Source organism: Pseudomonas sp. S2_E01 (genome assembly GCF_054668365.1).
The window spans coordinates 4,468,041-4,493,742 of sequence record NZ_CP162762.1; the positions used below are offsets into that span (position 1 = coordinate 4,468,041).

The 25,702-nt window shown below is 60.8% G+C and carries 24 protein-coding genes; 5 read left to right on the forward strand and 19 right to left on the reverse strand.

Annotated elements, in window-relative coordinates:
* Positions 1 to 65: 65 nt before the first annotated feature.
* The 3 genes from tsaB to ppc form a co-directional block, all read right to left on the reverse strand.
* The gene (tsaB, locus tag AB4O36_RS20800) at positions 66 to 740 is read right to left on the reverse strand and encodes a tRNA (adenosine(37)-N6)-threonylcarbamoyltransferase complex dimerization subunit type 1 TsaB (RefSeq protein ID WP_460140143.1); all 675 of its coding nucleotides are present in this window, start codon (positions 738 to 740) and stop codon (positions 66 to 68) included.
* A gap of 93 nt (positions 741 to 833) precedes the next feature.
* Entirely contained in the window at positions 834 to 1,481 is a 648-nt protein-coding gene (gene adk, locus AB4O36_RS20805; protein WP_460117616.1) for an adenylate kinase, read from the reverse strand.
* Between the two features lie 288 nt (positions 1,482 to 1,769).
* The gene (gene ppc, locus AB4O36_RS20810) at positions 1,770 to 4,400 is read right to left on the reverse strand and encodes a phosphoenolpyruvate carboxylase (RefSeq protein WP_460140144.1); all 2,631 of its coding nucleotides are present in this window, start codon (positions 4,398 to 4,400) and stop codon (positions 1,770 to 1,772) included.
* A 214-nt stretch (positions 4,401 to 4,614) separates the two neighbouring features.
* Between ppc and AB4O36_RS20815 the strand changes: the two genes are divergently transcribed.
* From AB4O36_RS20815 to AB4O36_RS20830, 4 genes are all read left to right on the forward strand, one after another.
* A complete protein-coding gene (locus AB4O36_RS20815; protein WP_460140145.1) occupies positions 4,615 to 4,959 on the forward strand; it encodes a pilin assembly protein in 345 nt (114 codons plus the stop codon).
* Positions 4,960 to 5,299: 340 nt separating this feature from the next.
* The gene (locus AB4O36_RS20820; protein WP_460117622.1) at positions 5,300 to 5,710 is read left to right on the forward strand and encodes a DUF4398 domain-containing protein; all 411 of its coding nucleotides are present in this window, start codon (positions 5,300 to 5,302) and stop codon (positions 5,708 to 5,710) included.
* A gap of 45 nt (positions 5,711 to 5,755) precedes the next feature.
* Positions 5,756 to 6,550: an OmpA family protein gene (locus AB4O36_RS20825; protein ID WP_460117624.1), complete on the forward strand. Its 795-nt coding sequence runs from the start codon at positions 5,756 to 5,758 to the stop codon at positions 6,548 to 6,550.
* 211 nt (positions 6,551 to 6,761) lie between these two features.
* On the forward strand, positions 6,762 to 8,183 hold the full coding sequence (locus AB4O36_RS20830; RefSeq protein ID WP_460140146.1) for a metallopeptidase domain-containing protein: 1,422 nt from the start codon (positions 6,762 to 6,764) through the stop codon (positions 8,181 to 8,183).
* 55 nt (positions 8,184 to 8,238) lie between these two features.
* On the opposite strand, the gene AB4O36_RS20835 is transcribed toward AB4O36_RS20830, so the two are convergent.
* From AB4O36_RS20835 to AB4O36_RS20910, 16 genes are all read right to left on the reverse strand, one after another.
* The gene (locus tag AB4O36_RS20835; protein WP_460117627.1) at positions 8,239 to 8,568 is read right to left on the reverse strand and encodes a hypothetical protein; all 330 of its coding nucleotides are present in this window, start codon (positions 8,566 to 8,568) and stop codon (positions 8,239 to 8,241) included.
* A complete protein-coding gene (locus AB4O36_RS20840) occupies positions 8,565 to 9,479 on the reverse strand; it encodes an alpha/beta hydrolase (RefSeq protein WP_460140147.1) in 915 nt (304 codons plus the stop codon). The genes AB4O36_RS20835 and AB4O36_RS20840 overlap by 4 nt, the downstream gene beginning before the upstream one ends.
* A gap of 143 nt (positions 9,480 to 9,622) precedes the next feature.
* Positions 9,623 to 10,900, reverse strand: coding sequence for a flavohemoglobin expression-modulating QEGLA motif protein (locus AB4O36_RS20845; RefSeq protein WP_460117631.1), 1,278 nt, complete (start codon positions 10,898 to 10,900; stop codon positions 9,623 to 9,625).
* Positions 10,901 to 10,933: 33 nt separating this feature from the next.
* Positions 10,934 to 11,488, reverse strand: coding sequence for a hypothetical protein (locus AB4O36_RS20850; RefSeq protein WP_460140148.1), 555 nt, complete (start codon positions 11,486 to 11,488; stop codon positions 10,934 to 10,936).
* Positions 11,485 to 11,619: a hypothetical protein gene (locus tag AB4O36_RS20855; RefSeq protein WP_460140149.1), complete on the reverse strand. Its 135-nt coding sequence runs from the start codon at positions 11,617 to 11,619 to the stop codon at positions 11,485 to 11,487. The genes AB4O36_RS20850 and AB4O36_RS20855 overlap by 4 nt, the downstream gene beginning before the upstream one ends.
* A gap of 22 nt (positions 11,620 to 11,641) precedes the next feature.
* A complete protein-coding gene (locus tag AB4O36_RS20860) occupies positions 11,642 to 12,343 on the reverse strand; it encodes a TetR/AcrR family transcriptional regulator (protein ID WP_460117637.1) in 702 nt (233 codons plus the stop codon).
* Positions 12,344 to 12,467: 124 nt separating this feature from the next.
* Positions 12,468 to 13,970, reverse strand: coding sequence for a lysine--tRNA ligase (gene lysS, locus AB4O36_RS20865; protein ID WP_460140150.1), 1,503 nt, complete (start codon positions 13,968 to 13,970; stop codon positions 12,468 to 12,470).
* 112 nt (positions 13,971 to 14,082) lie between these two features.
* A protein-coding gene (prfB, locus tag AB4O36_RS20870) for a peptide chain release factor 2 (RefSeq protein WP_099093329.1) occupies positions 14,083 to 15,178 on the reverse strand; the annotation gives its coding sequence in 2 pieces (ribosomal slippage) (positions 14,083 to 15,105 and positions 15,107 to 15,178; 1,095 coding nt in all).
* A gap of 131 nt (positions 15,179 to 15,309) precedes the next feature.
* On the reverse strand, positions 15,310 to 16,314 hold the full coding sequence (locus AB4O36_RS20875) for a diguanylate cyclase domain-containing protein (protein WP_460140151.1): 1,005 nt from the start codon (positions 16,312 to 16,314) through the stop codon (positions 15,310 to 15,312).
* 45 nt (positions 16,315 to 16,359) lie between these two features.
* A complete protein-coding gene (gene cheB, locus AB4O36_RS20880) occupies positions 16,360 to 17,370 on the reverse strand; it encodes a chemotaxis-specific protein-glutamate methyltransferase CheB (RefSeq protein ID WP_460140152.1) in 1,011 nt (336 codons plus the stop codon).
* Positions 17,367 to 19,634, reverse strand: coding sequence for a response regulator (locus AB4O36_RS20885; protein ID WP_460117645.1), 2,268 nt, complete (start codon positions 19,632 to 19,634; stop codon positions 17,367 to 17,369). The genes cheB and AB4O36_RS20885 overlap by 4 nt, the downstream gene beginning before the upstream one ends.
* The gene (locus AB4O36_RS20890; RefSeq protein ID WP_460117647.1) at positions 19,631 to 20,314 is read right to left on the reverse strand and encodes a chemotaxis protein CheW; all 684 of its coding nucleotides are present in this window, start codon (positions 20,312 to 20,314) and stop codon (positions 19,631 to 19,633) included. The genes AB4O36_RS20885 and AB4O36_RS20890 overlap by 4 nt, the downstream gene beginning before the upstream one ends.
* Positions 20,311 to 21,570 (reverse strand): CheR family methyltransferase, encoded by a 1,260-nt coding sequence (locus AB4O36_RS20895; protein WP_460140153.1) that lies wholly within the window; start codon positions 21,568 to 21,570, stop codon positions 20,311 to 20,313. Before AB4O36_RS20895 ends, AB4O36_RS20890 begins: the two co-directional genes overlap by 4 nt.
* The gene (locus AB4O36_RS20900; protein ID WP_460140154.1) at positions 21,567 to 22,097 is read right to left on the reverse strand and encodes a chemotaxis protein CheW; all 531 of its coding nucleotides are present in this window, start codon (positions 22,095 to 22,097) and stop codon (positions 21,567 to 21,569) included. The genes AB4O36_RS20895 and AB4O36_RS20900 overlap by 4 nt, the downstream gene beginning before the upstream one ends.
* Positions 22,097 to 23,719, reverse strand: coding sequence for a methyl-accepting chemotaxis protein (locus tag AB4O36_RS20905; RefSeq protein WP_460140155.1), 1,623 nt, complete (start codon positions 23,717 to 23,719; stop codon positions 22,097 to 22,099). Before AB4O36_RS20905 ends, AB4O36_RS20900 begins: the two co-directional genes overlap by 1 nt.
* A 113-nt stretch (positions 23,720 to 23,832) precedes the next feature.
* On the reverse strand, positions 23,833 to 24,516 hold the full coding sequence (locus AB4O36_RS20910; protein ID WP_460140156.1) for a tellurite resistance TerB family protein: 684 nt from the start codon (positions 24,514 to 24,516) through the stop codon (positions 23,833 to 23,835).
* Between the two features lie 236 nt (positions 24,517 to 24,752).
* Between AB4O36_RS20910 and AB4O36_RS20915 the strand changes: the two genes are divergently transcribed.
* On the forward strand, positions 24,753 to 25,667 hold the full coding sequence (locus tag AB4O36_RS20915) for a LysR family transcriptional regulator (RefSeq protein ID WP_460117656.1): 915 nt from the start codon (positions 24,753 to 24,755) through the stop codon (positions 25,665 to 25,667).
* Positions 25,668 to 25,702: the final 35 nt, after the last annotated feature.

The following is a 25,702-nucleotide window of genomic DNA, read 5'->3' on the forward strand; positions in this document are numbered from 1 at the left end:
TCAGTGTCCAAGATTACTTGACCAGTTCAGCTTGCTCGCGAAGAGGCCGCCTCGATACCCGCGAATCAACGCGCCTTGGGCGTCGCCACCTTGTCCCGCAGATAAACCGGCTGCGCCTCATCCGCCACGATCGCTTCCCCACGTTCCCAGGCGAATCGGGCCAGGGCCAGCAAGTCTTGGGCATGGGGCAACATGCCCGCATCCTGACCAATGAGGTCCACGGCAATGCGCTCGGCATAACCCCAACCGGTGCCCGCACCAAACCAGTCGCCGCTGGCATCGGCCGGCAACGCCGCGACTTGCGGCGGCAACACGGCTTCAGCGCCCACCAGGCGCATCTCCCCCGCCGTTTCGCGGTAGCAACCCCAATACACTTCATCCATGCGCGCATCGATGGCGGCGGCAACCTGGCTGACGCCATGTTCGCGATAGGCGCGCTGCGCCAGCACCGCAAGATTGGAGACCGGCAACACCGGCCGGTCCAGGGCAAACGCCAGCCCCTGCACCACACCAATGGCGATGCGCACCCCGGTGAAGGCGCCAGGCCCACGACCGAACGCGATGGCGTCCACCGCTTGCAACGTGGTCCCGGCGTCGGCGAGCAATTGCTGGATCATCGGCAGCAGTTTCTGCGCATGCAGGCGCGGGATCACCTCGTAATGGCTCGTCACTTTGCCGTCGTGCAGCAAGGCAACGGAGCAAGCTTCGGTCGCGGTGTCCAGGGCCAGCAAGGTACTCATCGATGTATCCGTAAAGAGAGTCAGAAAAAGTGCGCCAGTATAAACAACAACGGCCCGCAAGCGGGCCGTGGATGATGCAGCTGATCAGACTTTTCAGCTAAGGGCCGCAAGCACCTTGGCAGTGATCGCTTCGACCGAACCCACACCTTCGATATGGCTGTACTTCGGCTTGCCATTGGCCGCCGACAGGTTCTGGTAGAACGCCACCAGCGGTTTGGTCTGCGAATGGTAGACCGACAGGCGATGACGCACGGTTTCTTCGGTGTCGTCCTTGCGCTGCACCAGTTCGTCACCGGTGATGTCGTCCTTGCCAGCCACTTTCGGCGGGTTGTAGACGATGTGATACACGCGGCCACTCGCCTCGTGTACACGGCGACCGGCGATACGCTGGACGATTTCTTCGTCCTCAACGGCGATTTCGACCACCGCGTCCAGTTCCACACCAGCCGTCACCAGGGCTTCAGCCTGGGGAATGGTGCGCGGGAAACCGTCGAACAGGAAACCGTTGGCGCAGTCGGACTGGGCGATGCGGTCCTTGACCAGTGCGATGATGAGGTCGTCGGAGACGAGGCCGCCGGCATCCATGATGCTCTTGGCCTTGATGCCCAGCTCGGTGCCGGCCTTGACCGCCGCACGCAGCATATCGCCAGTGGAGATTTGCGGAATGCCGAATTTCTCGGTGATGAACTTAGCCTGAGTACCTTTACCGGCCCCGGGAGCTCCCAGCAGAATGACGCGCATCGATGTGCTCCTCAATTTTTTATATAGATAACGTCAGATTCGCCTCGTGGGGCCAATCTCAAAAATAGGGTCGTGACCGCCCAAACGGCCAAAGGCTGATCAAGATACACAGCAGGCTGCGCCCACACAAGCCGCCGAAAGTCGGAGAAACCGCTGTCTGCTGCGTCCTTTTGGCGCGGTTCCCCAAGTCGCAACCCCATCATTAACTGTCGCCTGACCGCATTTTTTGCGCAGCCAGACACGGGCATCCGACGCCTGCGCCGGATACCCGTGCCCACAGCAAAAACTCTAGCCGGTATTGCGCAAACCGGCGGCAATCCCCGCCACAGACACCAGCAGCGCCTGCTCCACCGGGCTGTCCAGCGCCACTTCCTGGCGCCGCGAGCGCGCCAGCAATTCGGCTTGTAATAGATGAAGCGGGTCGAGGTAGGTGTTACGCAAGCGGATGAATTCCAAGGTATCTGGGCTATGTGCCAGTAGTTGCGACTGACCGGTCAACCCGAGGACGACCGAGCACGCCTGCGACAATAGGTCGCGTAACTGCGCACCCAATGGCAACAGGTCCGGCTCGACCAGCCGCTCGTCATAGGAGCGGGCAATGTCGGTGTCGGCCTTGGCCAGCACCATCTCGAGCATGTCGATGCGTGTGCGGAAGAACGGCCATTGCTCTCGCATCTGCCCCAGCAGTTCGCCTTCACCGCGCTCGAGTGCCTTGCTCAACGCCGCTTCCCAGCCGAGCCAGGCCGGCAGCATCAAACGGGTCTGGGTCCAGCCGAAGATCCATGGAATCGCCCGCAAGCTTTCGATCCCGCCCGCTCGCCGCTTGGCCGGACGACTGCCGAGCGGCAGGCGCCCCAATTCCTGCTCCGGGGTGGACTGACGGAAATACTCGACGAACTGCGGATTTTCCCGCACCACGGCCCGGTATGCGCTGACACCGTCTGCCGCCAATTCATCCATCAAGTGGCGCCAGGCGGGCTCCGGAGGTGGGGGCGGCAGCAAGGTCGCCTCGAGCACTGCGGCGAGGTACAGGTTAAGGTTCTGTTCGGCGATGTCCGGCAGGCCGAATTTGAAACGAATCATTTCCCCTTGCTCTGTGGTGCGGAAACGCCCGGCCACCGAACCGGGCGGCTGCGACAGAATCGCCGCGTGCGCCGGTCCGCCGCCACGGCCGACGGTGCCGCCGCGACCGTGGAACAACAGCAACTCGACCTGTTGTTCACGGCAGATGTCCACCAGACGCTCCTGTGCCCGGTACTGCGCCCACGCGGCAGCCGTGGTGCCGGCGTCCTTGGCCGAGTCGGAGTAACCGATCATCACTTCCTGCGGTCCTTGCAGGCGCGCGCGATAACCCGGCAACAGCAACAGTTTTTCTATCACCGGACCGGCGTTGTCGAGGTCAGCCAGGGTTTCGAACAACGGCACTACGCGCATCGGCCGCAACACACCGGCTTCTTTGAGGAGCAATTGCACGGCCAGCACATCGGAAGCGGCGCCGGCCATGGAGATCACGTAGGAGCCCAACGATGCACCCGGCGCGGCAGCCACTTCCCGGCAAGTGGCAAGCACTTCGGCAGTGTCGGCCGACGGTTTGAAATGTGCGGGCAGCAACGGTCGACGATTGTTCAGCTCACGCATCAGGAACGCGATGCGCTCGTCCTCGCTCCAGTCCTCGAAGCGACCCAGGCCCAGATAATCCGTGATTTCGGTCATCGCCGCCGAGTGGCGCGACGAATCCTGGCGCACATCCAGACGCACCAGGAACAGGCCGAAGGTCACCGCCCGGCGCAGGCAATCGAGCAACGGACCATCGGCGATCACGCCCATGCCGCACTCGTGCAGCGACTGGAAGCAAAGCTCCAGCGGTTCGAGCAGGTCGCGGTTGTTTTGCAACACATCGGCCGGCGGCGGTGTCGCGCTGGTCAGGGCGGCATGCGCCCAGTTGCGAGTGGCGCGCAGCCGCTCGCGCAATTGCTTGAGCACGGCCCGATAAGGTTCTGCGCTGTCGCCGGCCTTGGCCTTGAGCGCATCGTTGGCCTGTTGCATCGACAGCTCGGCGGCGAGCTGGTCGATATCGCGCACGTACAAGTCAGCGGCCATCCACCGTGCCAACAGCAACACTTCGCGCGTCACGGCGGCGGTGACATTGGGGTTGCCGTCGCGGTCACCGCCCATCCATGAAGCAAAGCGAATCGGCGCGGCCTCCAGCGGTAGACGCAGGCCGGTCGCGTCTTGCAGGGCTTTGTCGGCCTTGCGCAGATAATTCGGGATCGCGTGCCACAGCGAATGCTCGATCACTGCGAAGCCCCATTTGGCTTCGTCCACCGGCGTCGGACGGGTGCGACGAATTTCTTCGGTGTGCCACGCTTCGGCGATCAGTCGCTGCAGCCTTGACTGAATCTGCTCACGTTCGGCGCTGGTCAGGTCGCGGTGATCCTGGGCCGCGAGTTGCGCAGCGATGGCATCGTACTTCTGGATCAGTGTGCGGCGCGCAACTTCCGTGGGGTGGGCGGTCAGCACCAACTCGATTTCCAGTCGTCCCAATTGCCGCGCCAGGGATTCGGCGCCATGGCCCTCGTCAAGCAGGCGAGCGAGCAACTCGGGCAACACCCGCGCCTCGAATGGTGCCGGTTGCGACTCATCTCGACGGTGAATCAGTTGATATTGCTCGGCGATGTTCGCCAGGTTGAGAAACTGGTTGAACGCCCGCGCCACCGGCAATAGCTCATTTTCGCTCAACTGGTTGAGGCTGGCGCTCAGTTCCTCGTCCATGGAACCACGACGATCGGCCTTGGCGCCTTTACGAATTTGCTCGATCTTGTCGAGAAAACCATCCCCGTACTGTTCACGAATGGTGTTGCCCAACAGTTCGCCCAGCAGGTGAACGTCTTCGCGCAAGCGTGCATCAATATCAGTCATCAGCCGTTCTCCAGCGAAAGATCCAGGGTCTTGCAATGAGCTGCCTTCTGCTCCAAGAGTGCCGCCGCAAAGCGCTACTTACAAGCAGACGACGAAGGGACTTTAAACCTTAAGCGCAACAGCTAGTCTGAAGAGTAAGCCGTATCACGGCTTTCGCCGGTCACGACCGGACACTTACTGGCCTGCAGCGAGCAGGCGCGCAATAGAGGTATTTATGAAAATCCGCGAGCTGGCCCAACATTGGGAAGAAACTGGCAAGGGACATCTGACTGACACCGGGTACTCGATTCACCTCGATGTGGAAGCCGCCGCGCGACTGGCGGCAATCGTAGACATGTACCCCAAACGGCACCCCGAAGAATTGCTCGGCGAACTGATCGGCGCCGCTCTTGAGGAGCTGGAAAAAAGCTTCCCGTACGTCAAGGGCTCGACCGTGGTCGCCACCGATGAAGAAGGCGATCCTTTGTACGAAGACGTCGGGCCAACGCCGCGTTTTCTTGCCCTTTCACGCCGCCATCTGCATGACCTGGCGTCGGGAGAGGACAAGCAGAAGCATTGATTTTTAACCCCTCCCTTCCCTGTAGGAGCGAGCATGCTCGCGATGGTCGTCAACGATGACGCGGGGCCTCAGATTGCCCGCGTCGCCTGATCCTCCATCGCGAGCATGCTCGCTCCTACAGAGTCCCAATACCCCGCCATATCGCCAAAGTTCCCGTTTTAGAGCCTTGTCCATTCGATCAAATTTTTTTTGGGCAACGGGCCATCTTCTCTGAACTTTTAAAAAATGCCTTCGGTCGTAACCAGTAACCACGCCTGGGACGGCCGTTTTAAAACGCCTCGAAATGTTGGTTGCGGCTCCACACCCAGGATGGATTTTCAGTTGTTCAGGAGTTATCCCAATGGAGTTGAAGACCATGAAAATCACTGCCAAGTCCTCATCCAACCCTCTGCGCAGCTTCAAGCTGGCTGCACTGGCCATCGGCAGCAGCCTGGTCCTGGCCGGTTGTGCCGGTAACCCGCCAACCGAGCAATACGCCGTGACCGAATCGGCGGTAAACAATGCCGTCAGCGCCGGCGGCACCGAGTTCGCCGCGGTGGAAATGAAGGCCGCGCAGGACAAGCTCAAGCAAGCTGAAATCGCCATGCACGACAAGAAGTACGACCAGGCTCGCATGCTCGCCGAACAGGCCGAGTGGGACGCTCGTGTAGCCGAGCGCAAAGCCCAGGCTGTCAAGGCCGAGCAGGCGGTGAAGGACTCTCAGAAAGGGGTTCAGGAACTGCGTCAGGAAAGCCAGCGCACCGTGCAGTAAGCGCCGCTTCGACGTACTTCTTTCTCGACTTAAAAGGACGAAACCATGCGTAATCAATTGATGATCCCCGCCCTCCTGGCCGCCAGCGTTGCACTGGCCGCTTGCTCCACCCCGCCGAACGCCAACCTTGAACAGGCCCGTACCAATTACAGCGGCCTGCAAGCCAACCCCCAGGCAAGCAAAGTGGCGGCGCTTGAAACCAAGGAAGCCAGCGACTACCTGGACAAGGCCGACAAGGCTTATCTGGACCGCGAAGACGAGAGCAAGGTCGACCAGTTGGCCTACCTGACCAACCAGCGTGTCGAAGTTGCCAAGCAGACCATTGCCCTGCGCACGGCTGAAGCCAATCTGAAAAACGCTGCGGCCCAACGCGCCCAAGCCCGCCTGGATGCGCGCGATCAGCAGATCAAACAGTTGCAGGACAGCCTCAACGCCAAGCAGACCGATCGCGGTACGCTCGTGACCTTTGGTGATGTGCTGTTTGCCACCGACCGCGCCGACCTGAAATCCAGCGGTCTGGTGAACATCAACAAACTGGCGCAGTACCTTCAGGAAAACCCTGATCGCAAGGTGATTGTCGAAGGCTACACCGACAGCACCGGTACCGCATCGCACAACCAGTCGCTGTCCGAGCGTCGCGCGGCTTCCGTGCGCACTGCGCTGGTGAAGATGGGCGTTGATCCTGCGCGCATCGTCGCCCAGGGCTACGGCAAGGAATATCCGGTAGCGGAGAACTCCACCGTTTCAGGCCGTGCAATGAATCGTCGCGTGGAAGTCACCATCTCCAACGACAATCAGCCGGTGATGCCGCGCTCGGCAGTGAGTGCCAACGCTCAGTAACGTACCGGCGCAAATCAAAAAGCCCCGCCTGACTTGATCAGGCGGGGCTTTTTGTTTGATATCACTCGACGAGTCTATGTGCAGAGGTGAGCTGACATTCAGGTAGGAACCTACCGCTGGTCGTCACCTGTCATTTGTGACAGTAGGCGAACCCGGTTATTGGACGTATCACTGACACTCCCATCGGTGACATGCAACCAGGAGCTCAGCCATGCGAGCGCGGATCGTTTTATCAACCCTGTATACGACGTTGATCCTGACTGGCTGCATACACGTCGACAGACCGCCTCTTCCCGAAACCGAGTTTACGTACGACGAAAGGGACTTCATTCCCAGCGACGTTCCGCTACCGAAACCGGAGGTCAATCAGCGCCCAAATGTCGGCACGAAAACCATGCTGGTCACCGTTACGCATTGGCAGGACGGCAGCCTGCTGAACTATGAGCTGGTTAAAAAACACACCCTATCCCCGGACCCCGATTCATTGCAGTCCTACGTCAACGCTGCATCGGGCGGCAAAATGACACTGACTGGACAGGTGATCCAGCACACCTCGGGGCCCATGCCGGAGATTTGCAAGACTGGATCGCCCATGCCCATCAATCTTGCCGCCGAGGAAAGCCACAAGGCCGCCAGGGCGAACGGATTGGATGCCGACACATTCGATTTTGTCATCAGTGTCATCCAATGCGGTGGCAACGCATCTGCGTGGAAGCCGGGCAGGTTCATTGGCGTATACGGCCAGCCGGGAAGCCCTCACGTGTACAAGCACGAATTCGGGCACAGCCTGGGTTATTCCCACGGAACTACGTTTACCCAATGCCCGAGAGCAGGAGACACCGTTACGTCGCCGACGGGGTGTACCCCCATTTCTTACGGTGACACGGGCGACTCTGTCTCCGGGGGAGGAACGTTATACCCCGCCAATAACCGCTGGTATTCGGCTTGGCTGGACAATGCGCAAACGGCAGTGATTACGCAGAGTGGGCTTTATCGCCTGACAAAACTTGGCGCGCCAGGGGCGCAGCTCTACCTTATCAATCGACCTGGACTGAAACCCGCGCAACTGGCGATGGAATTCCGTGCCCCGACCCCGTTTGACCATTTCCCGGTGGACGATAACCGGGTCAACGGCGTATGGATCAGATACACCACAATGGCCGCTAGCGTGGATAACACCCAGGTTGATGGCACACCGGAAACAAGCTCGACGGCAGATCCAACGTTTGTCGGCGGCAAGCGTTTTCGCGATGACGAAACGGGCACGACCATTGAAGTCTGCTCGGCCACCAACAGCGGCGCAGTCGTTGCAGTGTCCGTGGGCAGTACGCTGACTCGATGCGCTTCTGCCCTCAGTGCGCCCACCATACGAGTACCGGCGGCGGGCGCGGCACCGGTGTCCAGCCCTGTTGTTTTTTCAGGCACAAGTCGACCCGGCGCACTCATCAACCTTTCCTACAGAGTGGCAGGGAGCAGCAACTGGAAAGACATCAAGGTGAGCGCCGATGCCCACGGCAACTGGGCCGCCACACTGCCCGAGTTGATATCCGGGAAATACAATGCGCAGGCATGGCAAACAATGGGTAGCAGCGCGTCGCTCGCCACTTTCCGCAATTTTGAAGTCGTGCCCTGACCAACGACCCACCGCGCCTGCCCCTTTTCGTCCCCCAAGAGGGGCAGAGCAGCCCTTACGGCTCCAGCTTCTGCGGCGTTTCCTGGCCCATGCAGCGCACGGCCTGTTTCTTGTTATTGACCAGTACGCCAGTCAGGCCTTTCTGTTCGGTGTCGAACATCACCAGCACGCCATCGATGCACTGCGCCACTTGCGCGGCCGGTTGCAGGGAGACCTTGTAGTCTTCACCCGGCACGGTCTTGAGCATTGTGAAGTCGCTGAGCAGCAACGCATCCTCCGGCTTGGCAAAGTGCAAGTAGCCGTACCACCACAGCGCCCCGACAGTGCCGAGGATGGTGCAGATGCCGGTGATGATCAGCGGGATGGCGTTACGTTCTTCACTCATTGCGGACTCTCTGGTGGTTCATCTTTTGAATGTTCGGGGGCTGGGTAGTTGGGGATCTCCCCCAAGCGACGCAGGCCGTTGAAATGTTGCGGATCGTCGAGATAACGCAGCATCACTTTGCGCCAAACCGGGTCGGCGAAAGTCTGTACATGCCCGCCTCGGGTCAGTTGCAGCACGCGCGGCGGCGGCGCAGCTTGATACAGTCGAATGCCGTTGGAAAGAGGCACGATCGGATCGTCGATGCTGTGATAGATCAGCTTGGGCACACCATCAAGTTGCGCCATGGAGTTGATCGCGCTGTCGCCATCGGGCACCAACCACGATAGCGGCACCTGGAAGGCCCAGGTCAGCCAGGAATGACTCAGCGCAAACTGGCCGACGCTGCGGTAACTGGCGGGCACGCCGTCGAGGACGAACGCCTTGAGCTGCTTTTGTCGTTCGGGGTGCTGAACCAGGTAGTGCACGGCCATCGAGCCACCGAGGCTTTGACCGAGCAGGACCAGTGGTTTTCCTCGAACCTGTGGCGCTTCGTCCAGCCACTTGAACGCGGCATCGATGTCCTGGTAAATCGCCGGCAGGCTTGGCTTGCCTTCAGACAATCCGTAACCGCGATAGTCGACCAGCAGGACCTGATAACCCTCCTCCGGCAACCAGTAGCTGCCCCCCAAATGCATCGGCAAATTGCCGCCGTTTCCGTGAAGGTGCAGCACCGTGCCCTTGACTTCGACGCCTTCTTTCGCCGGCAGCCACCAGCCGTGCAGCTTGAGGCCGTCTGCGGTAGTCAGCGTGACGTCACGGTATTCGAGACTGGCTTTTTCCGGGGTGAACAACTGGCCAGGTTCGGGGTAGAACAGCAGCGAGCTGCAACCGCCGAGGGTCAGGAGCAGGCAGATGATGCCGAGGATTCTCATCCGTTGGAACCTCGCAATGAAATGGGTTGGAACCGCCCTCTGTAGGAGCGAGCTTGCCCGCGATCGCAATGTATCAGCCAAGTGGCGTGCTGAATGTTAGTCAGTCATCGCGGGCAAGCCCGCTCCTACAGGGTGTGAAGAAATCACAAAATGTTCGAATAATCCGCCTCGATCCGGTCCAGGCTCAGGTGGTTGAGAAAGTTGGAGAAACACATCCACGCTGATAACGCGTTCATGTCACGGAACTGTTCGGGCAGGTACTTGGGCGGGACCACCAGACCTTCGTCGACCAACTGACGCAAGGTCCGCATATCCTCCAGGGTGGTTTTGCCGCAGAACAGCAGCGGCACTTGCTCCAGCTTACCTTTACGCACGGCCAACTGAATGTAGTTGTAAACCATGATGAAGCCCTTGAGGTAGGACAAGTCTTTGGTGAATGGCAGCCCATTGGGCACCGACCCACGGAAAACCCGACTGGCGTTGCCGTAGCTTTCCGCCATCTCGAAGCCCTGCTCACGGAAGAACTCGAAAACCTGCAGGAAATCCGCACCCTCCTCCACCATGTGAATGGCCCTGGTGCGGTTGGTCAGCTTGCGCAGGCGACTCGGGTAGGAGGCGAACGTGATGATTTCCATGAGGATCGCCAGGCCTTCCTGGGTCACCGTCGACGAGGGCGGGCCCTTGGACAGGAAGGTGCAGATCGGCTGGTTCAGCCCGTTGAGCGTAGTGCCGACGTGCACCAGCCCTTCGTGGACTTCCAGGGCGCGCACATCACGCTCGTTGAACATGGCGTCGGTGCGGATCTTGATGTAGTCGGCGCCCGCCGCCGCGTCCGCGACAATGCCGTCGGACTCGAACACCCGGATGGTTTCCTCGGCCTCGCCAAACACTCTGCTCAAACGGGTTTGTAACAGGTTCACGGCGTCCTTGGCGGTGAGGACCTTCGGTTCGTCCTTCAAATCGCCCCGGCCATCGATGTTGTTGAGGTAGTCGGAGAGCATCAGGCCCAGGTCGGACAGTGTCGGGTCACCCGCATGAAACGCATCGGACGCCGCGCCGTACAGCTCCTGGGAAATCAGGCCGAAATCCTCGGTGCCACGTGCCTCGAGCATGCGCACCACCATGCGGTATTCCTTGCACATACGCCGCATGATCTGCCCGACCGGGTTGAACTGGCCGAGCTGGCGAGTAATGTCGCGCTCAATGTTCTGGAATTCCAGTTTCACTTTGCTCGAATCGAAGGACAGCGGCCGATTGAGATAGTAGTCGCGGTCCACCGCCGGCATTTCCTTGCCCTTGGCCTTGAGGAAACCCTTGCGGATGTTCTCGTCCCACTTCACCGCATCGAGGACGCGGATCGGCGTCTGCGCCAGAACGATGCGATCGGACAAAACACGGATCGTCTGCTGGTAATCGTCCACCCGAAACTCCTGTAGAAACCGTTGCGTACTGGGTTATTTGGCTTTGGCTTGACGCTGGTAGCGCACGGCCTCGACGAACACATCGGAATTGGCCGGGTCGTCGAGGTAGGCGAAGACCTGCTCCATGCCGGTGGTGATCAGCACACCGTCACCATCGTCGGTCTGGAACCCTTCGCCGTTTAGGACTTTCTGCCCCAGGGCCTGTTTGATCTGCTCAAGGTCGAGGTTGTAGACCACCAGTTCATTTTTGTCGGTGATTTCGAAACCGGCAATGGTGAAGTGGCCGCCGAACTGCGCGGGCACCTTCGCCGACAGGTACCAGCGACTGCCATGCCGCGAAACGGTGAAGGGATAGGCTTCGCGTTCCCGGGGCCGCGCCTTGAAGTAGCTGACCGCCTGATAGCGATTATCGCCGACACGCGTCAGCTCAAGACTCAGCGGCTCGCCCCAGGCGTTGGTGCTGGTCCATTTCCCAAGCATGCCCTTCGGCGCGGGATCGTTCGCAGGCAGTGGCTCCTTGAAGGTCACCAGGCAGCCATTGAGCAGCAGGAACGACAAGGCAATCACAACCACGCGCCAGGCTTTCATTCGATACTCCATTGTGGAATGTATGCCTCTCTCCCCCGTCCATCTGTAGGAGCGAGCATGCTCGCGATGGACGACTGGACACCGCTGGGTGTCAGGCTGCCCGCGTAATCGTTGACGTCCATCGCGAGCATGCTCGCTCCTACAGGATAGGGATTAAACCGAAGCGAGCACCAAATGCATATAACGCGTGAGTATGCCGAGCATTTCGGTTTCGGCATCGGGCTCTGCTTCGTTGAGCAGACCCTGATATTCCATCCGTCCGATAATCGCCGTCAACACTTTGGCATCCTGCAGTGGCTCCCGCGAACCCAATACCTCAAACAGCTGACACGAACCCTGCAGGAGAATCTGCTGATGGGAGCGCACCAATTCGGCCAGGCGCGGGTTCAACAGCGCCTCCTGACGGAACGCCTGCTCAGCCATCAAATGTTCACGTCGGTTGATCAGTTGACGATGAACATAGTCGGCCATCAACCGCGCAATATCGTCCGCCAGTTGCGAGCGCGACTCGGGGCTGCCGTCGCCGCTGATCACCATCTCTCGCAGCAAACCTTCGTTGTTCACCCACAACTTGGCCATGAACGCCGCGCTGCGCTCCACATATTGAGCGAAGGTATCGGTGAGCAGGTCGTCGATATCCTTGAAATAGTAAGTGGTGGCCGAGAGCGGTACAGCGGCCTCCGCCGCAACCGCACGATGGCGAACGGCACGCACGCCGTCGCGCACAACAATGCGCATGGCCGCATCCAGAATGTCCTGACGACGCTGCTCACTGCCCTGGCGGCTGGCCTTGCGCCCCTGGTACTGAACACTTTCGGCGACCGCAGTGGCGATATCGGAAGAACGAGGCGACAAGTTTCAAGCTCCAAGCTACAAGTTCAAAACGCACGGAGCTGGCTTGCAGCTTTGCGTTTGAAGCTTGCAGCTGCCGCCTGTCCGTAGCAAAAAAAAAGCCGCCTGGTTCAGAGGCGGCTTCCATTTACGCTTGTGGCCGCATGTGCGGGAAGAGGATCACGTCTCGGATCGACGGGGAGTTGGTCAGCAGCATCACCAGACGGTCGATACCGATGCCTTCACCCGCGGTCGGCGGCATGCCGTACTCGAGCGCGCGAACGAAGTCGGCGTCGTAGTGCATGGCTTCGTCGTCGCCGGCGTCCTTGTCGGCCACCTGCGCCATGAAACGCTCGGCCTGGTCTTCCGCGTCGTTCAACTCGGAATAGGCGTTGGCGATTTCACGACCACCGATGAACAGCTCGAAACGGTCGGTGACGTTCGGGTTTTCGTCGTTGCGACGCGCCAGCGGCGACACTTCGAACGGGTACTGGGTGATGAAGTGCGGCTGCTCCAGCTTGTGCTCGACCAACTCTTCGAAAATCATGACCTGCAGCTTGCCCAGGCCTTCGAAGCCCAGCACCTTGGCGCCGGCTTTCTTGGCGATGGCGCGAGCCTTGTCGATGTCGTTGAGGTCGTCAGCGGTCAGCTCGGGGTTGTACTTGAGGATCGAGTCGAACACCGACAGACGCGCGAACGGCTCGCCGAAGTGGAAAACCTTGTCGCCATACGGCACGTCGGTGGTGCCCAGAACCAATTGCGCAAGCTCACGGAACAGCTCTTCGGTCAGGTCCATGTTGTCTTCGTAGTCAGCGTACGCCTGATAGAACTCCAACATGGTGAATTCCGGGTTGTGACGAGTCGAAACGCCTTCGTTACGGAAGTTGCGATTGATCTCGAACACTTTTTCGAACCCGCCAACCACCAGGCGCTTGAGGTACAGCTCAGGCGCGATGCGCAAGAACATTTCCATGTCCAGTGCGTTGTGGTGGGTTTCGAACGGCTTGGCCGCCGCGCCGCCAGGAATCGTTTGCAGCATCGGCGTTTCGACTTCCAGGAAGTCACGCTTCATCAGGAAGCTGCGGATGTGCGCAATAACCTGGGAACGCACGCGGAACGTCTGGCGCACGTCTTCGTTGACGATCAGGTCAACGTAACGCTGGCGGTAGCGTTGCTCGGTGTCGGACAGGCCGTGGTGCTTGTCCGGCAGCGGACGCAGGGATTTGGTCAGCAGACGTACGTTCGTCATTTCAACGTACAGATCACCCTTGCCGGAACGCGCCAGGGTGCCTTCGGCGGCAATGATGTCGCCCAGGTCCCAGGTTTTCACCGCGGCCAGGGTTTCTTCGGACAGGGTCTTGCGGTTGACGTAGACCTGAATGCGACCGGTCATGTCCTGAATCACCATGAACGAGCCACGGTTGAGCATGATGCGACCGGCAACCTTGACCGGGATTGCAGCCTCCGCCAGCTCTTCCTTGGTCTTGTCCGCGTACTGTTTCTGCAAATCTTCGCAGTAGTTGTCACGGCGGAAGTCGTTCGGGAAGGCGTTGCCCTTGGCGCGCTCGGCAGCCAGCTTTTCCTTGCGCAGGGCGATCAGGGAGTTTTCTTCCTGTTGCAGGGCTTGCGGGTCGAGTTGAAGGTCGCTCATGTCTTTAGAAATTCCATCACAGGTTCATTGTCCCCAGCCTGCGGCCGGGGATCGCGGGCAAGGCCCGCTCCCACATGGGCTGCGGTGAATCAGCAGCCAGCGTTACTCATCTTTACAGCCCGGACTTCAGGCTGGCTTCCAGGTATTCGTCGATGTCGCCGTCGAGCACCTTGTCGCAGTCACTGCGTTCGATGTTAGTGCGCAGATCCTTGATCCGCGAAGCATCGAGTACGTAGGAACGGATCTGGTGGCCCCAGCCGATATCCGATTTGGTGTCTTCCAGCGCCTGGGAAGCGGCGTTGCGTTTCTGCATTTCCTGCTCGTACAACTTGGCCCGCAGCATTTTCATGGCGGTGTCCTTGTTGGCGTGCTGGGAACGTTCGTTCTGGCAGCTGACCACGGTGTTGGTCGGTACGTGGGTGATTCGTACGGCCGAGTCGGTGGTGTTTACGTGCTGACCGCCGGCACCGGACGAGCGATAGGTATCGATGCGCAGGTCCGCCGGGTTGATCTCGATTTCCACCTTGTCGTCGATTTCCGGAGACACGAACACCGCAGAAAAGGACGTATGGCGACGGTTGCCGGAATCGAACGGGCTCTTGCGCACCAGGCGGTGCACGCCGATCTCGGTACGCAGCCAGCCAAAGGCATATTCACCCTTGATGTGAACGGTCGCGCCCTTGATGCCGGCGACTTCACCCGCTGACAGTTCCATGATGGTTGCGTCGAAGCCGCGCTTGTCGGCCCAGCGCAGGTACATGCGCAGCAAGATGTTCGCCCAATCCTGGGCTTCGGTGCCACCGGAACCGGCCTGGATGTCCAGATAGGCGTTGTTCGGGTCCATTTCGTGGCTGAACATACGGCGGAATTCGAGCTTGGCGAGGCTTTCTTCAAGGCGGGCCAGCTCGGCGACGACATCGCCCACCGCGCCTTCGTCGTTTTCCTCGACAGCCATGTCCAGCAGGTCACGGCAATCGGCCAGGCCCGCGTTCAATTCGTCGAGAGTATCAACGATCTGCGCCAGCGCTGAACGCTCGCGGCCCAGCTCCTGGGCGTATTCAGGTTTGTTCCAGACACTCGGATCTTCAAGCTCGCGATTGACCTCGGTCAGACGCTCATGCTTTTGATCGTAGTCAAAGATACCCCCGAATGGTTTCGGAGCGCTCGGACAAGTCCTTGATAGTGTTCAGGATCGGGTTGATTTCCATGGCGGGCAGCACTCGTAGGCGAACTTTTGAAAGCCGGCGAGTATAACGCCAAACGACTGCCAGCGGCAGTCCGCTTGGCTGAAAACGCCCGCCTCTCCCCCTCAGAGTGTGTGGGGGGAGAAAGGTGAGGTTCAGGCGATGCCGACCTGGTTACGGCCATTGTGCTTGGCTTGGTAGAGCCCCTTGTCCGCCGCCGAAATCAGTTGCCGGCAATCGCCGCCGGGCTGCGGCGTCAGGGTCGACAGGCCAATGCTGATGGTCAGGCTGGCCCCTTCGCTCGGCGCAATGTGCGGAATTTTCAGCCCGGCCACGGTCTGACGCAGTTTTTCCGCCACGAGTCGGGCGCCGCCCGGTGAGGTGTTGGGCAGGACCAGCGCGAACTCCTCTCCGCCATAACGGGCCGGCAGATCAGACGGGCGGGCGCTGGCGTCGCGAATTGCGTTGGCGACCTTGCGCAGGGCTTCGTCGCCCTCGAGGTGGCCGAAGTTGTCGTTGTAGGACTTGAAGTAGTCCACGTCGATCATCAGCAGCGACAACTGACTCTGGTCACGCAGTGAACGCCGCCATTCCAGTTCCAGATACTCGTCGAAGTGACGGCGGTTGGACAACCCGGTCAGGCCATCAGAATTCATCAGGCGTTGCAGCACGAGATTGGTGTCGAGCAATTGCTGCTGGCTGACTCGCAACGCACGGTAGGCTGCGTCCCGTTGCAGCAGGGTGAGGTAGGAGCGCGAGTGATAGCGGATACGGGCGACCAGTTCGATGTTGTCCGGCAGCTTGACCAGGTAATCGTTGGCCCCGGCCGCGAACGCCGCGCTCTTGATCAGCGGGTCTTCCTTGGTCGACAGGACGATGATGGGAATGTCCTTGGTGGCCGGATGATTGCGGTACTCGCGCACAAGGCTCAGGCCATCAAGACCGGGCATGACCAGATCCTGAAGGATCACGGTTGGCTTGATGCGGACCGCCTGGGCAATCGCCTGGTGCGGGTCGGCACAAAAGTGGAAATCGATGTTTTCCTCGCTCGACAACCCCCGGCGAACGGCTTCGCCGATCATGGCCTGATCGTCCACCAGCAGGACCATCGCTGCTTTTTCGTCACCCGTCTTGAAGTCGTCGAGTTGTAGATCATTCATATGCGGTCACCTGATCATCTGGACCAGAAGTGCTGCGAAATGTAGTCATTTAGGGAAAATCTCCAGCAAACGCGGCGCTATCTTGTCCAGGGCGCGAATCTCTACGGCGGCATCGATGGCCGCGGCCGCCTTCGGCATGCCATACACCGCACTGCTTTGTTGGTCCTGAGCAATGGTCAGGTAACCTTGTTGACGAAGGAGTTTAAGCCCCTGGGCGCCATCGCGCCCCATTCCGGTCAATAAAACCCCTACTGCGTCACCATTCCAGTAACTGGCCACGCTTTCAAAAAACACATCGATCGAGGGTCGATAGATTTCGTTGACCGGTTCGGCGGTATAGGCCAGCGTGCCATTTTTCAGCAGGCGAATGTGATGATTGGTGCCTGCCAGCAGTACGGCACCAGGCTGGGGCGGCTCACCTTCGCGGGCCAGGCGCACATTCAGGCCGCTGGCGCTGCTGAGCCATTCGGCCATACCGGCAGCAAACACCTGGTCGACGTGTTGCACCAGTACGATCGCCGCCGAAAAATCCCGCGGCAAGCCCTTGAGCAGCACTTCCAGCGCCGCCGGCCCGCCCGCGGAGGAGCCGATGGCAATCAGGCGCTGACGCGAGGGGCTGCCGCGCGATGGGGTTGGCGTCTGGCGTTCGCGATTGACGCGGTCGCCAATCAGCCAGCCGATGTTCATGATCTTGCGCAGTAGAGGTGCGGCAGCCTCCTGAGGGTTACCGGCACCCAGCGCGGGGGTATCTACCACATCCAGAGCCCCATGCCCCATGGCCTCGAACACCCGATGCACGTTCTGCTGGCGGTCGACGGTGACGATCACGATGGCGCACGGTGACTCAGCCATGATCCGCCGAGTGGCCTCGACGCCGTCCATGACCGGCATGATCAGGTCCATCAGGATCAGGTCCGGGGTATTTCGCGCACTATGTTGCACCGCTTCGGCGCCATTGGCGGCCACCCAGACCACTTCATGGGCGGGGTCGAACGCCAGTGCGCGACGCAGCGCCTCTACCGCCAGGGGCATATCGTTGACGATTGCGATCCTCATGCCCTCGCTCCTCCGATGAGCTCAACCACTGCATCAAGCAGGGCATCGTCATGAAAACTGGCTTTGGCTAGATAATAGTCGGCTCCAGCGTCCAGTCCACGACGTCGGTCCTCTTCCCTGTCCTTGTACGACACCACCATGACCGGCAGCGATTGCAGTCGATTGTCCCGGCGCAGCAAAGACACCAGTTCAATGCCATCCATGCGCGGCATGTCGATGTCGGTGATCAGTAGATCGAACGACTCCGAACGCAGGGCGTTCCAGCCATCCATCCCGTCGACCGCCACCGCCACGTCGTAACCGCGATTGATCAGCAGCTTGCGCTGCAACTCGCGCACCGTCAGCGAATCATCGACCACAAGAATGCGCTTGCGGGCCACTTCAACCGCTTGGTTGCCCTGCCGGGCGATCCGTTCCAGGCGACCGGTGTTGAGCAGCTTGTCCACCGAACGCAGCATGTCCTCGACGTCGACGATCAGCACCACCGAACCGTCATCGAGCAAGGCGCCAGCAGAAATGTCCTGCACCTTGCCCAGCCGCTCGTCCAGCGGCAGGACCACCAGCGTGCGCTCGCCGATAAACCGCTCGACTGCCACGCCGTAGACCGCATCGCGCTCGCGGATCACCACGACCTTGAGGGTCTGCTGATCGTTCTGGCTGGCCGGGCGCTGGAGCAGTTGGCTGGCGGCCACCAGGCCGACATGCCGGCCTTCATGCCAGAAGTGCTGACGGCCCTCGACCTGCACGATGTCCGAGGGTTCCAGGTCGCACATGCGCTCGATATGTGCCAGCGGGAACGCGTACGCCTCATCACCGACTTCCACCACCAGGCTGCGCACCACCGACAGTGTCAGCGGCACTTCAAGATGAAAGCGACTGCCCTCGCCCGCCGTCTGTTCCAGCACCACCGCCCCACGCAACTGGCGAACCATATGCTGGACGGCATCCAGGCCGACACCGCGACCGGACACTTCGGTGACCTTGTCCCGCAGGCTGAACCCCGGCAAAAACAGGAATGTCAGCAGTTCTTCTTCGCTCAACTGGGCAGCGGTTTCCGCAGGTGACAATTGTCGCTCGACCACACTGCGGCGGACCTTTTCCAGGTCGACTCCATTGCCATCGTCGCTCAGCTCCAACACCAGCAAACCGGCCTGATGGGACGCTCGCAACCGAATCAGGCCTTCTTGCGGCTTGCCCGCCAGCAGCCGTTGTTCTGGCGACTCGATGCCGTGATCGACAGCATTGCGTAACAGGTGCGTCAACGGTGCCTCGAGTTTCTCCAGCACGTCGCGGTCAACCTGGGTTTTCTCGCCCTCGATTTCCAGCCGTACCTGCTTGCCCAGGCTGCGGCCCAAGTCGCGGACCATGCGGACCTGACCACTGAGCACATCGGCGAACGGACGCATACGACAGGCCAGTGCAGTGTCGTACAGCACTTGTGCCCGCTGACTCGCCTGCCAGGCGAACTCGTCCAGCTCGGCGTTCTTTTCCACCAGCAGTTGCTGGGATTGCGCCAACAGGCGGCGGGCATCTTCCAGCGCCTCTCTCGCCTCCAGGCTCAAGTCGTGGTCTTTGAGATGAACGTTGAGGTTTTCCAGTGCGCGCAGACCGTTGTTCTGGATGCGTTTCATGCGCTGCATCGTGGCCAGGTGCGGTTTGAGACGCAGGGTTTCCACCAGGGATTTGCTCGACAGGTCGAGCAGGCTGTTCAGGCGCTCGGCCGTGACGCGCAGGACCCGCTCACCGTTTTCGGTGGTGCGCTTGGTCTTACGTGGCGTCGCGACAGGCTCCGGGGGCATTGCGATGACGGGCTCGGGCGGCAGGGGTTCAGCGATAATCGCAGAAGCTGGCGCAGTGATAGGTGCGGCGGGGGCCAGCGGATCCAGCAACCGCGCCATCAGCGCCACGTAGCTCTCGATTTCCACAGGCGTCGGGGCATGGCCGGGCGTGGCGATGCGCATCAACAAATCGGTGCCTTGCAACAGCGCATCGATGTGTTCGGGACGCAAGTAAAGACGGCCTTCCTGCCCACTCACCAGGCAGTCTTCCATCACATGGGCGACGCTCACACCGGCGTCGATGCCCACGATACGCGCCGCGCCCTTGAGCGAGTGAGCCGCGCGCATGCACGACTCGAGGTGATCGGCCTGGGTCGGATCGCGCTCGAGCGCCAGCAGACCGGCGCTGAGCACCTGGGTCTGGGCCTCGGCTTCCAGGCCGAACAGCTCCAGCAAAGAGGCGTCGCGCATTTGTTCGGGGGTCATGTCAGGCTCCGGGTCACGGCGGACAGCAGCTGTTCTTCATCCAGCCAGCGCAGGCTGCGACCTTTGAATTGCAACACGCCACGGGTGTACCTGGCATTGGCATGAGCCCCGGAACGGGAGGCCGCATCGAGCGTGCGCTCGTCAATGGCATGGATGCCGTCCACCTCATCCACCGGCACCACCACCGGCCCGCCGTGAGCCGCGACGATCAACATGCGCGGCATCACCCGCGCGCCGTTCGCCACACTGCCCGCAGCGTCGAGCCCCAGCAACTCCACCAACGACAGGCAGGCCACCAGCGCACCGCGCACGTTGGCTACGCCGAGCAAGGCCCGCGAGCGCTGATGGGGCAGCGAATGTATCGTTTGCAGCGGCGCCACTTCCACCAGGCTGCGAGTGGCCAGTCCCAGCCATTCCTCGCCGAGACGGAACATCAGCAGCGAACGGGTCTTGACCTCGCTCTCGACCACGGCGCTGATGTGCCCGCGATCTTCCTGCTGCAACGCATAGCGGTCCAGCAGGCGCGTGGCCGCCGCCGAATAGACCGAACAATTGCGGCAATGGATGTGCTCGACCAGCAACGGGCAGGACTTGTCGCCGTGTATGCCAATCCGGTTCCAGCAATCGTCGATGGCCTGGGCGTTTTCGTGGGTCAGGCTAAAGCCGTCGGTGGCACTCATCGTTTGCGCTCACTGTCTGCGCGCTCGCTGCGAGCGGCGCGGTCCTGCAATCGTCGGGCACCGGCGGTATCGCCTTGGGATTGCAGCAAGGCCGCCAGGTGCATCAATGCCTCGGGGTGCTGCGGGTCGAGATACAGGGCCTTGCGGTAAAAACCCTGAGCCTCCAGACCACTGCCGGCGACATCGCTGAGCAGCCCCATCCAGTAAAACACCTGAGCCACCGGTTCATGGCTGCGCAGATACAGCTCGCAGGCAGCCTTGGCCTCGGCGCCCCTGCCTTCGTTGGCCAGCGCCGCGATGTTGGCCAACAGCGCCGCAGCATCGGGGTTGGCCGCCTTGCTCACCGGCAGCGGCGTCACCGACGCGAAAGGACGGCTGCGAACAGGCGGCGCCACAGGGCGCACCGGTTGCCGCACCGGCAATGGTGGTGTTGGCGCAAAGGTGGGAGTGGGTTCAGGTGCAGCCTGACGCCTGAACGCAAAGGACTGCGCAACACCGATTGATCGCATGCCGAACCGCCCGAGCAGGCTGCCTTCCGCCGGGCCGATGAACAGCACGCCATCGACGTGAGTGAGGCGTTTGAGCACCTCGAACACTTGCTGCTGGGTCGGTTGATCGAAATAGATCAGCAGGTTTCGGCAGAACACGAAGTCATAAGGCGCCTCGTTGACCAGCAATGCTGGATCCAGCAGATTGCCAACCTTTAGATGCACCTGTTCCTGCACCCGCTCATCAAGGCCGTAACCCTCGCCTTCTGGGCAGAAGTACCGTTCGCGAAAGGCCAGGTCCTGGCCGCGAAAGGAGTTCTTGCCGTAAAGCGCGCGCCGCCCCTTTTCCACCGACAGCGGGCTGACGTCCATGCCTTCAACCTTGAATTGATGGGGCTTGAGCCCCGCATCGAGCAAGGCCATGGCAATGGAATAGGGTTCCTCACCGGTGGAACAAGGCAGGCTGAGAATCCGCAGAGCGCGAAGGTTGTTGATCTCCCCCAGACGCTTGACCGCCAGTTTTGCCAGGGTCGCAAAGGACTCCGGGTAACGGAAGAACCAGGTCTCGGGCACGATCACCGCTTCGATCAGCGCCTGCTGTTCTTCTCGCGAGCCTTGCAGGGTCTGCCAATACTCATCGGCCGTCTCAGCGCGCGATGCCGTGGTGCGTTGGCGTACCGCACGCTCGATGATCGCAGGTCCCACCGACGTCACATCAAGGCCGATGCGCTCCTTGAGAAAATCAAAAAAACGTTGGTCGCTGTTCACGGGTGCTCCTCAAGCAGGCCCAGGTCCAGTGGCGGTGACGGAAACAGCAGCTCGCGAACGTGTATATCCAGCAGGTCGGCAACCCGGACCCATTGCAACAATCCCTGGGCATCCTCCCTGACTGGTCCGAGGTAGGGCGCCTGGCGGTTGTCGAAGCCATAGGGCTGAAAATCTGCCGGGTTGCAGCGCAGGGTATCGGTGGCCTGCTCCAGAATCAGCCCGAGCCGGTGCGATTGCGCGCTTTCCTGCGGGCAATAGTTGACCAGCACCAGACGGGTGCTGGTGCGCGCCTGGGCTGCCACGCCGAAGGCCAACGCGCTGAGATCGATCACCGGCACCACCGCACCACGATAGCCAAACATCCCGGCCACCCAATCTGGCGCTTGCGCGATTGGCTTGAGCGGCAGGCGCGGCAGCACTTCAACGACCTCGGTCGCTTGAAGGGCATAGCGTTCACTGCCGATGTGAAAGACCAGGAACAATGTCGCCGGTTTCACGGCAGAGCGTTTGGCCGTGAGTTCGCTCATCAGACTTTGAATCGCGAAACGCCGCTGCGCAGCCCGACGGCTACCTGGCTCAGTTCATCGATGGCGGAACTGGCCTGACGCAGGGATTCGACCGTCTGGCTGCTGGCATCACCCAGTTGTACCAATGCATGGTTGATCTGCTCGGCACCGGTGGCCTGGGCCTGCATGCCTTCGTTGACCATCAGCACCCGTGGCGCCAGCGCCTGCACCTGATGAATGATCTGTGACAGTTGCTCGCCAACCTGCTGCACCTCGTACATGCCACGGCGCACTTCTTCGGAGAATTTGTCCATGCCCATGACCCCGGCCGAGACCGCCGACTGGATCTCGCGCACCATCTGCTCGATGTCGTAAGTGGCCACGGCGGTCTGGTCCGCCAGACGACGCACCTCGGTGGCAACCACGGCAAAACCACGGCCGTACTCCCCAGCCTTTTCCGCTTCGATGGCCGCGTTCAACGACAACAGGTTGGTCTGGTCGGCGACCTTGACGATGGTCACCACCACTTGGTTGATGTTGCCAGCTTTCTCGTTGAGGATCGCCAGTTTGGCGTTCACCAGGTCCGCGGCGCCCATCACCGAGTGCATGGTCTCTTCCATCCGCGCCAGGCCTTGTTGCCCGGAGCCGGCAGCCACCGAGGCCTGATCGGCGGCGGTGGAGACTTCGGTCATGGTGCGCACCAGGTCACGGGAGGTGGCGGCGATTTCCCGCGAGGTCGCACCGATTTCCGTCGTCGTGGCGGCTGTTTCAGTGGCAGTCGCCTGCTGCTGCTTGGACGTGGCGGCAATTTCGGTCACCGAGGTAGTGACCTGTACCGATGAGCGCTGGGCTTGGGAGACCAGCGACGTGAGTTCGGCCATCATGTCGTTGAAGCCGGTTTCGACTGCACCGAATTCGTCCTTGCGCTCCAGGTTCAAGCGTCCGCTGAGGTCGCCGGTACGCATGATCTCGAGGATTTCGACGATGCGATTCATCGGCGCCATGATCGCGCGCATCAGCAACAGGCCACAGAGGGCGGCAGCCAGCACCGCGACCAGCAGGGAGATGCCCATGATGAGTTTCGCGGTGGCCACGGCGTCGTCGATGTTGGCCATGTCTTGATCGGCGACGACCTTGTTTTGCCGCAGGATGTCATTGAGTTTCATGCGGCCGGCCTTCCACGCCGGGGTCAGTTGTTCGTTGAACAACTTGATCGCGTCGGCTTCCTGATTACGCCTGCGCAAGTCGATCACGCTCTCCAGGGCTTTGCCGTAATCGGCATGGAGCTTTTCGAAGACAGCGAATTCGAGCTTGTCCTCATCCGTGGTGACGGTGGCACGATAGTCGGCCATCGCCTCCTGCACACGGGCATCAAAACCCTTGAACAAGGCGGTGTCTTCAGCGCTGAAGCCCTGCGCCTCCTTGAGCCCCAACATCTCCTGGATCTGCAGATAACTGTCGACCCAAGCCCCCCGAATGACCGAGCTGTAGTACACCCCCGGCAGCGCATCGTCACGAACGCTGGCGTCACTGACCTCGATCTTCAACAACCGCGAATACGAGACGACGACCATCAGCAACATGATGGCGATAATTACCGCAAAACTCGCCAAGATACGTTGGCGCAACGTCCAGTTCTTCACAGTCAGTCCTCGGGGCCACTTCAAATGCTGGGGAGTATAGCCGAGGGCGGTGTGTCATTTATAAGACAGATGCGCAGTACGTCTCATCCTGGCGAACCAAGGGGCTGCGGGCGCTACAGGGCGACCTGACGAACCTGGTTTTCCAGCTCGGCCTTGAGGCCGGGAGCCAGTTGCAACTGGCGAGCGAGCTCCTCCAGGTAGGACTTCTCCATGAAACTCTCCTCATCCACCATCATCACGCTGGCAATGTACATTTCGGCCGCCATTTCCGGCGTACTGGCGGCGCGTGCCACCTCGGCGGGATCCAGGGGTTTGTGCAGCTCGGCATGCAGCCAGTGCTGCAACTCCCGATCAGTGTCGAGGCGGGTGAATTCGCCTTCGATCAACTCGCGCTCACGTTCATCGACATGCCCATCCGCCTTGGCAGCAGCCACCAGCGCCGTGAGAATCGCCTGACTGTGCTGTTCCACCTGGGCCGCCGGCAAGCGGTCCACGGTTTGCGGCTGATAACCCGAAGCAACGCCCTGCTTTGCCTGCCAGATGCCAAACGCCTTGTAGGCGATCAACCCCAACACCCCAAGCCCTCCATAAAGGGCGACCTTGCCACCGACCTTGCGCACCTTCTTGTTGCCCATCAACAGCCCGAGGGCACCCGCCGCCAACGCACTGCCGCCCGCGCCCGACAGCATGCCGCCCAGTGCACCTGCGGACCCCTTGCCCTGAGCGCCCAAGGTCTTTTTCTGCAGCAGATCCTGGCCGGACCGGAGCAATTGATCGAGCAATCCACGTGTATTCATGTTTGTCGCCTCCAGTGAGTAACGCAAGAAGGCTCCCAGACTAGATCGAAACACCGAACCCACGGTGGATGGGAGTGCTTCGGGATGTTGCTCGGGCCGCTCGCGTTGCTGGCCCCTGGCGTCCGGTGCCTCGCCTGACCCCATCGCGAGCAAGCTCGCTCCTACCGGGATGTCATCTAATAAAACGATATACACTCGAGGAAATCGATAAAAACCGCCCACCGGGTACACACCTCATGATGACCTTGCGTCAAATTCGTCACTTCATTGCCGTGGCAGAGACCGGCTCGATCTCCGCGGCCGCGCAAACAGCGTTCATTTCCCAGTCGACGCTGACCTTGGCCATCCAGCAACTGGAGCAGGAAATCGGCGTGGGTCTGTTCAATCGTCACGCCAAGGGCATGACGCTCACACACCAGGGTCACCAATTCCTGCGCCAGGCGCACCTGATTCTGGCAACGGTCGATAACGCCAAGCGCAGCCTGCAACAAAGCACCGACCAGGTAGCCGGCCAGTTGATCGTCGGCGTGACCAGCCTCGTCGCCGGCTACTACCTCGCCGACTTGCTCACCCGCTTCCAGCGAGCCTACCCCAACGTCGAAATTCGCGTCATGGAGGACGAGCGGCCCTACATCGAGCACTTGCTGGTCAGTGGTGAAATCGATGTCGGCGTGTTGATCCTGTCCAACCTCGAAGACCGTCATGCCTTACAGACGGAAGTGCTGACTCACTCACCCCATCGACTGTGGCTGCCGGCGCAGCATTCGCTTTTGGAGCACGACAGCATCAACCTCGCCGACGTGGCGCGCGAGCCATTGATTCAACTGAACGTCGACGAGATGGACCGCAACGCCCAGCGCATGTGGTCGGCGGCCTCGCTGCAACCGCGCATCACCCTCAAAACCGCATCAACCGAAGCGGTGCGAAGCCTGGTGGCGGCGGGCCTGGGCGTTTCGATTCAGCCGGACATGACTTACAGGCCGTGGTCGCTGGAGGGGGACATCATCGAGGCACGGACCATCGCCGACCTCAGTCAGACCCTCGACGTCGGCCTGGCCTGGCGCCGAGGCACTGCAAGACCGGCGCTGGTGGACCCGTTCCTGACCGTCGCCCGGGAACAACCTCACGGCGGACGCAAGCCATCTATTTAATCGAACGCCACCTTCAGTATTTAGTATTTGTCGAC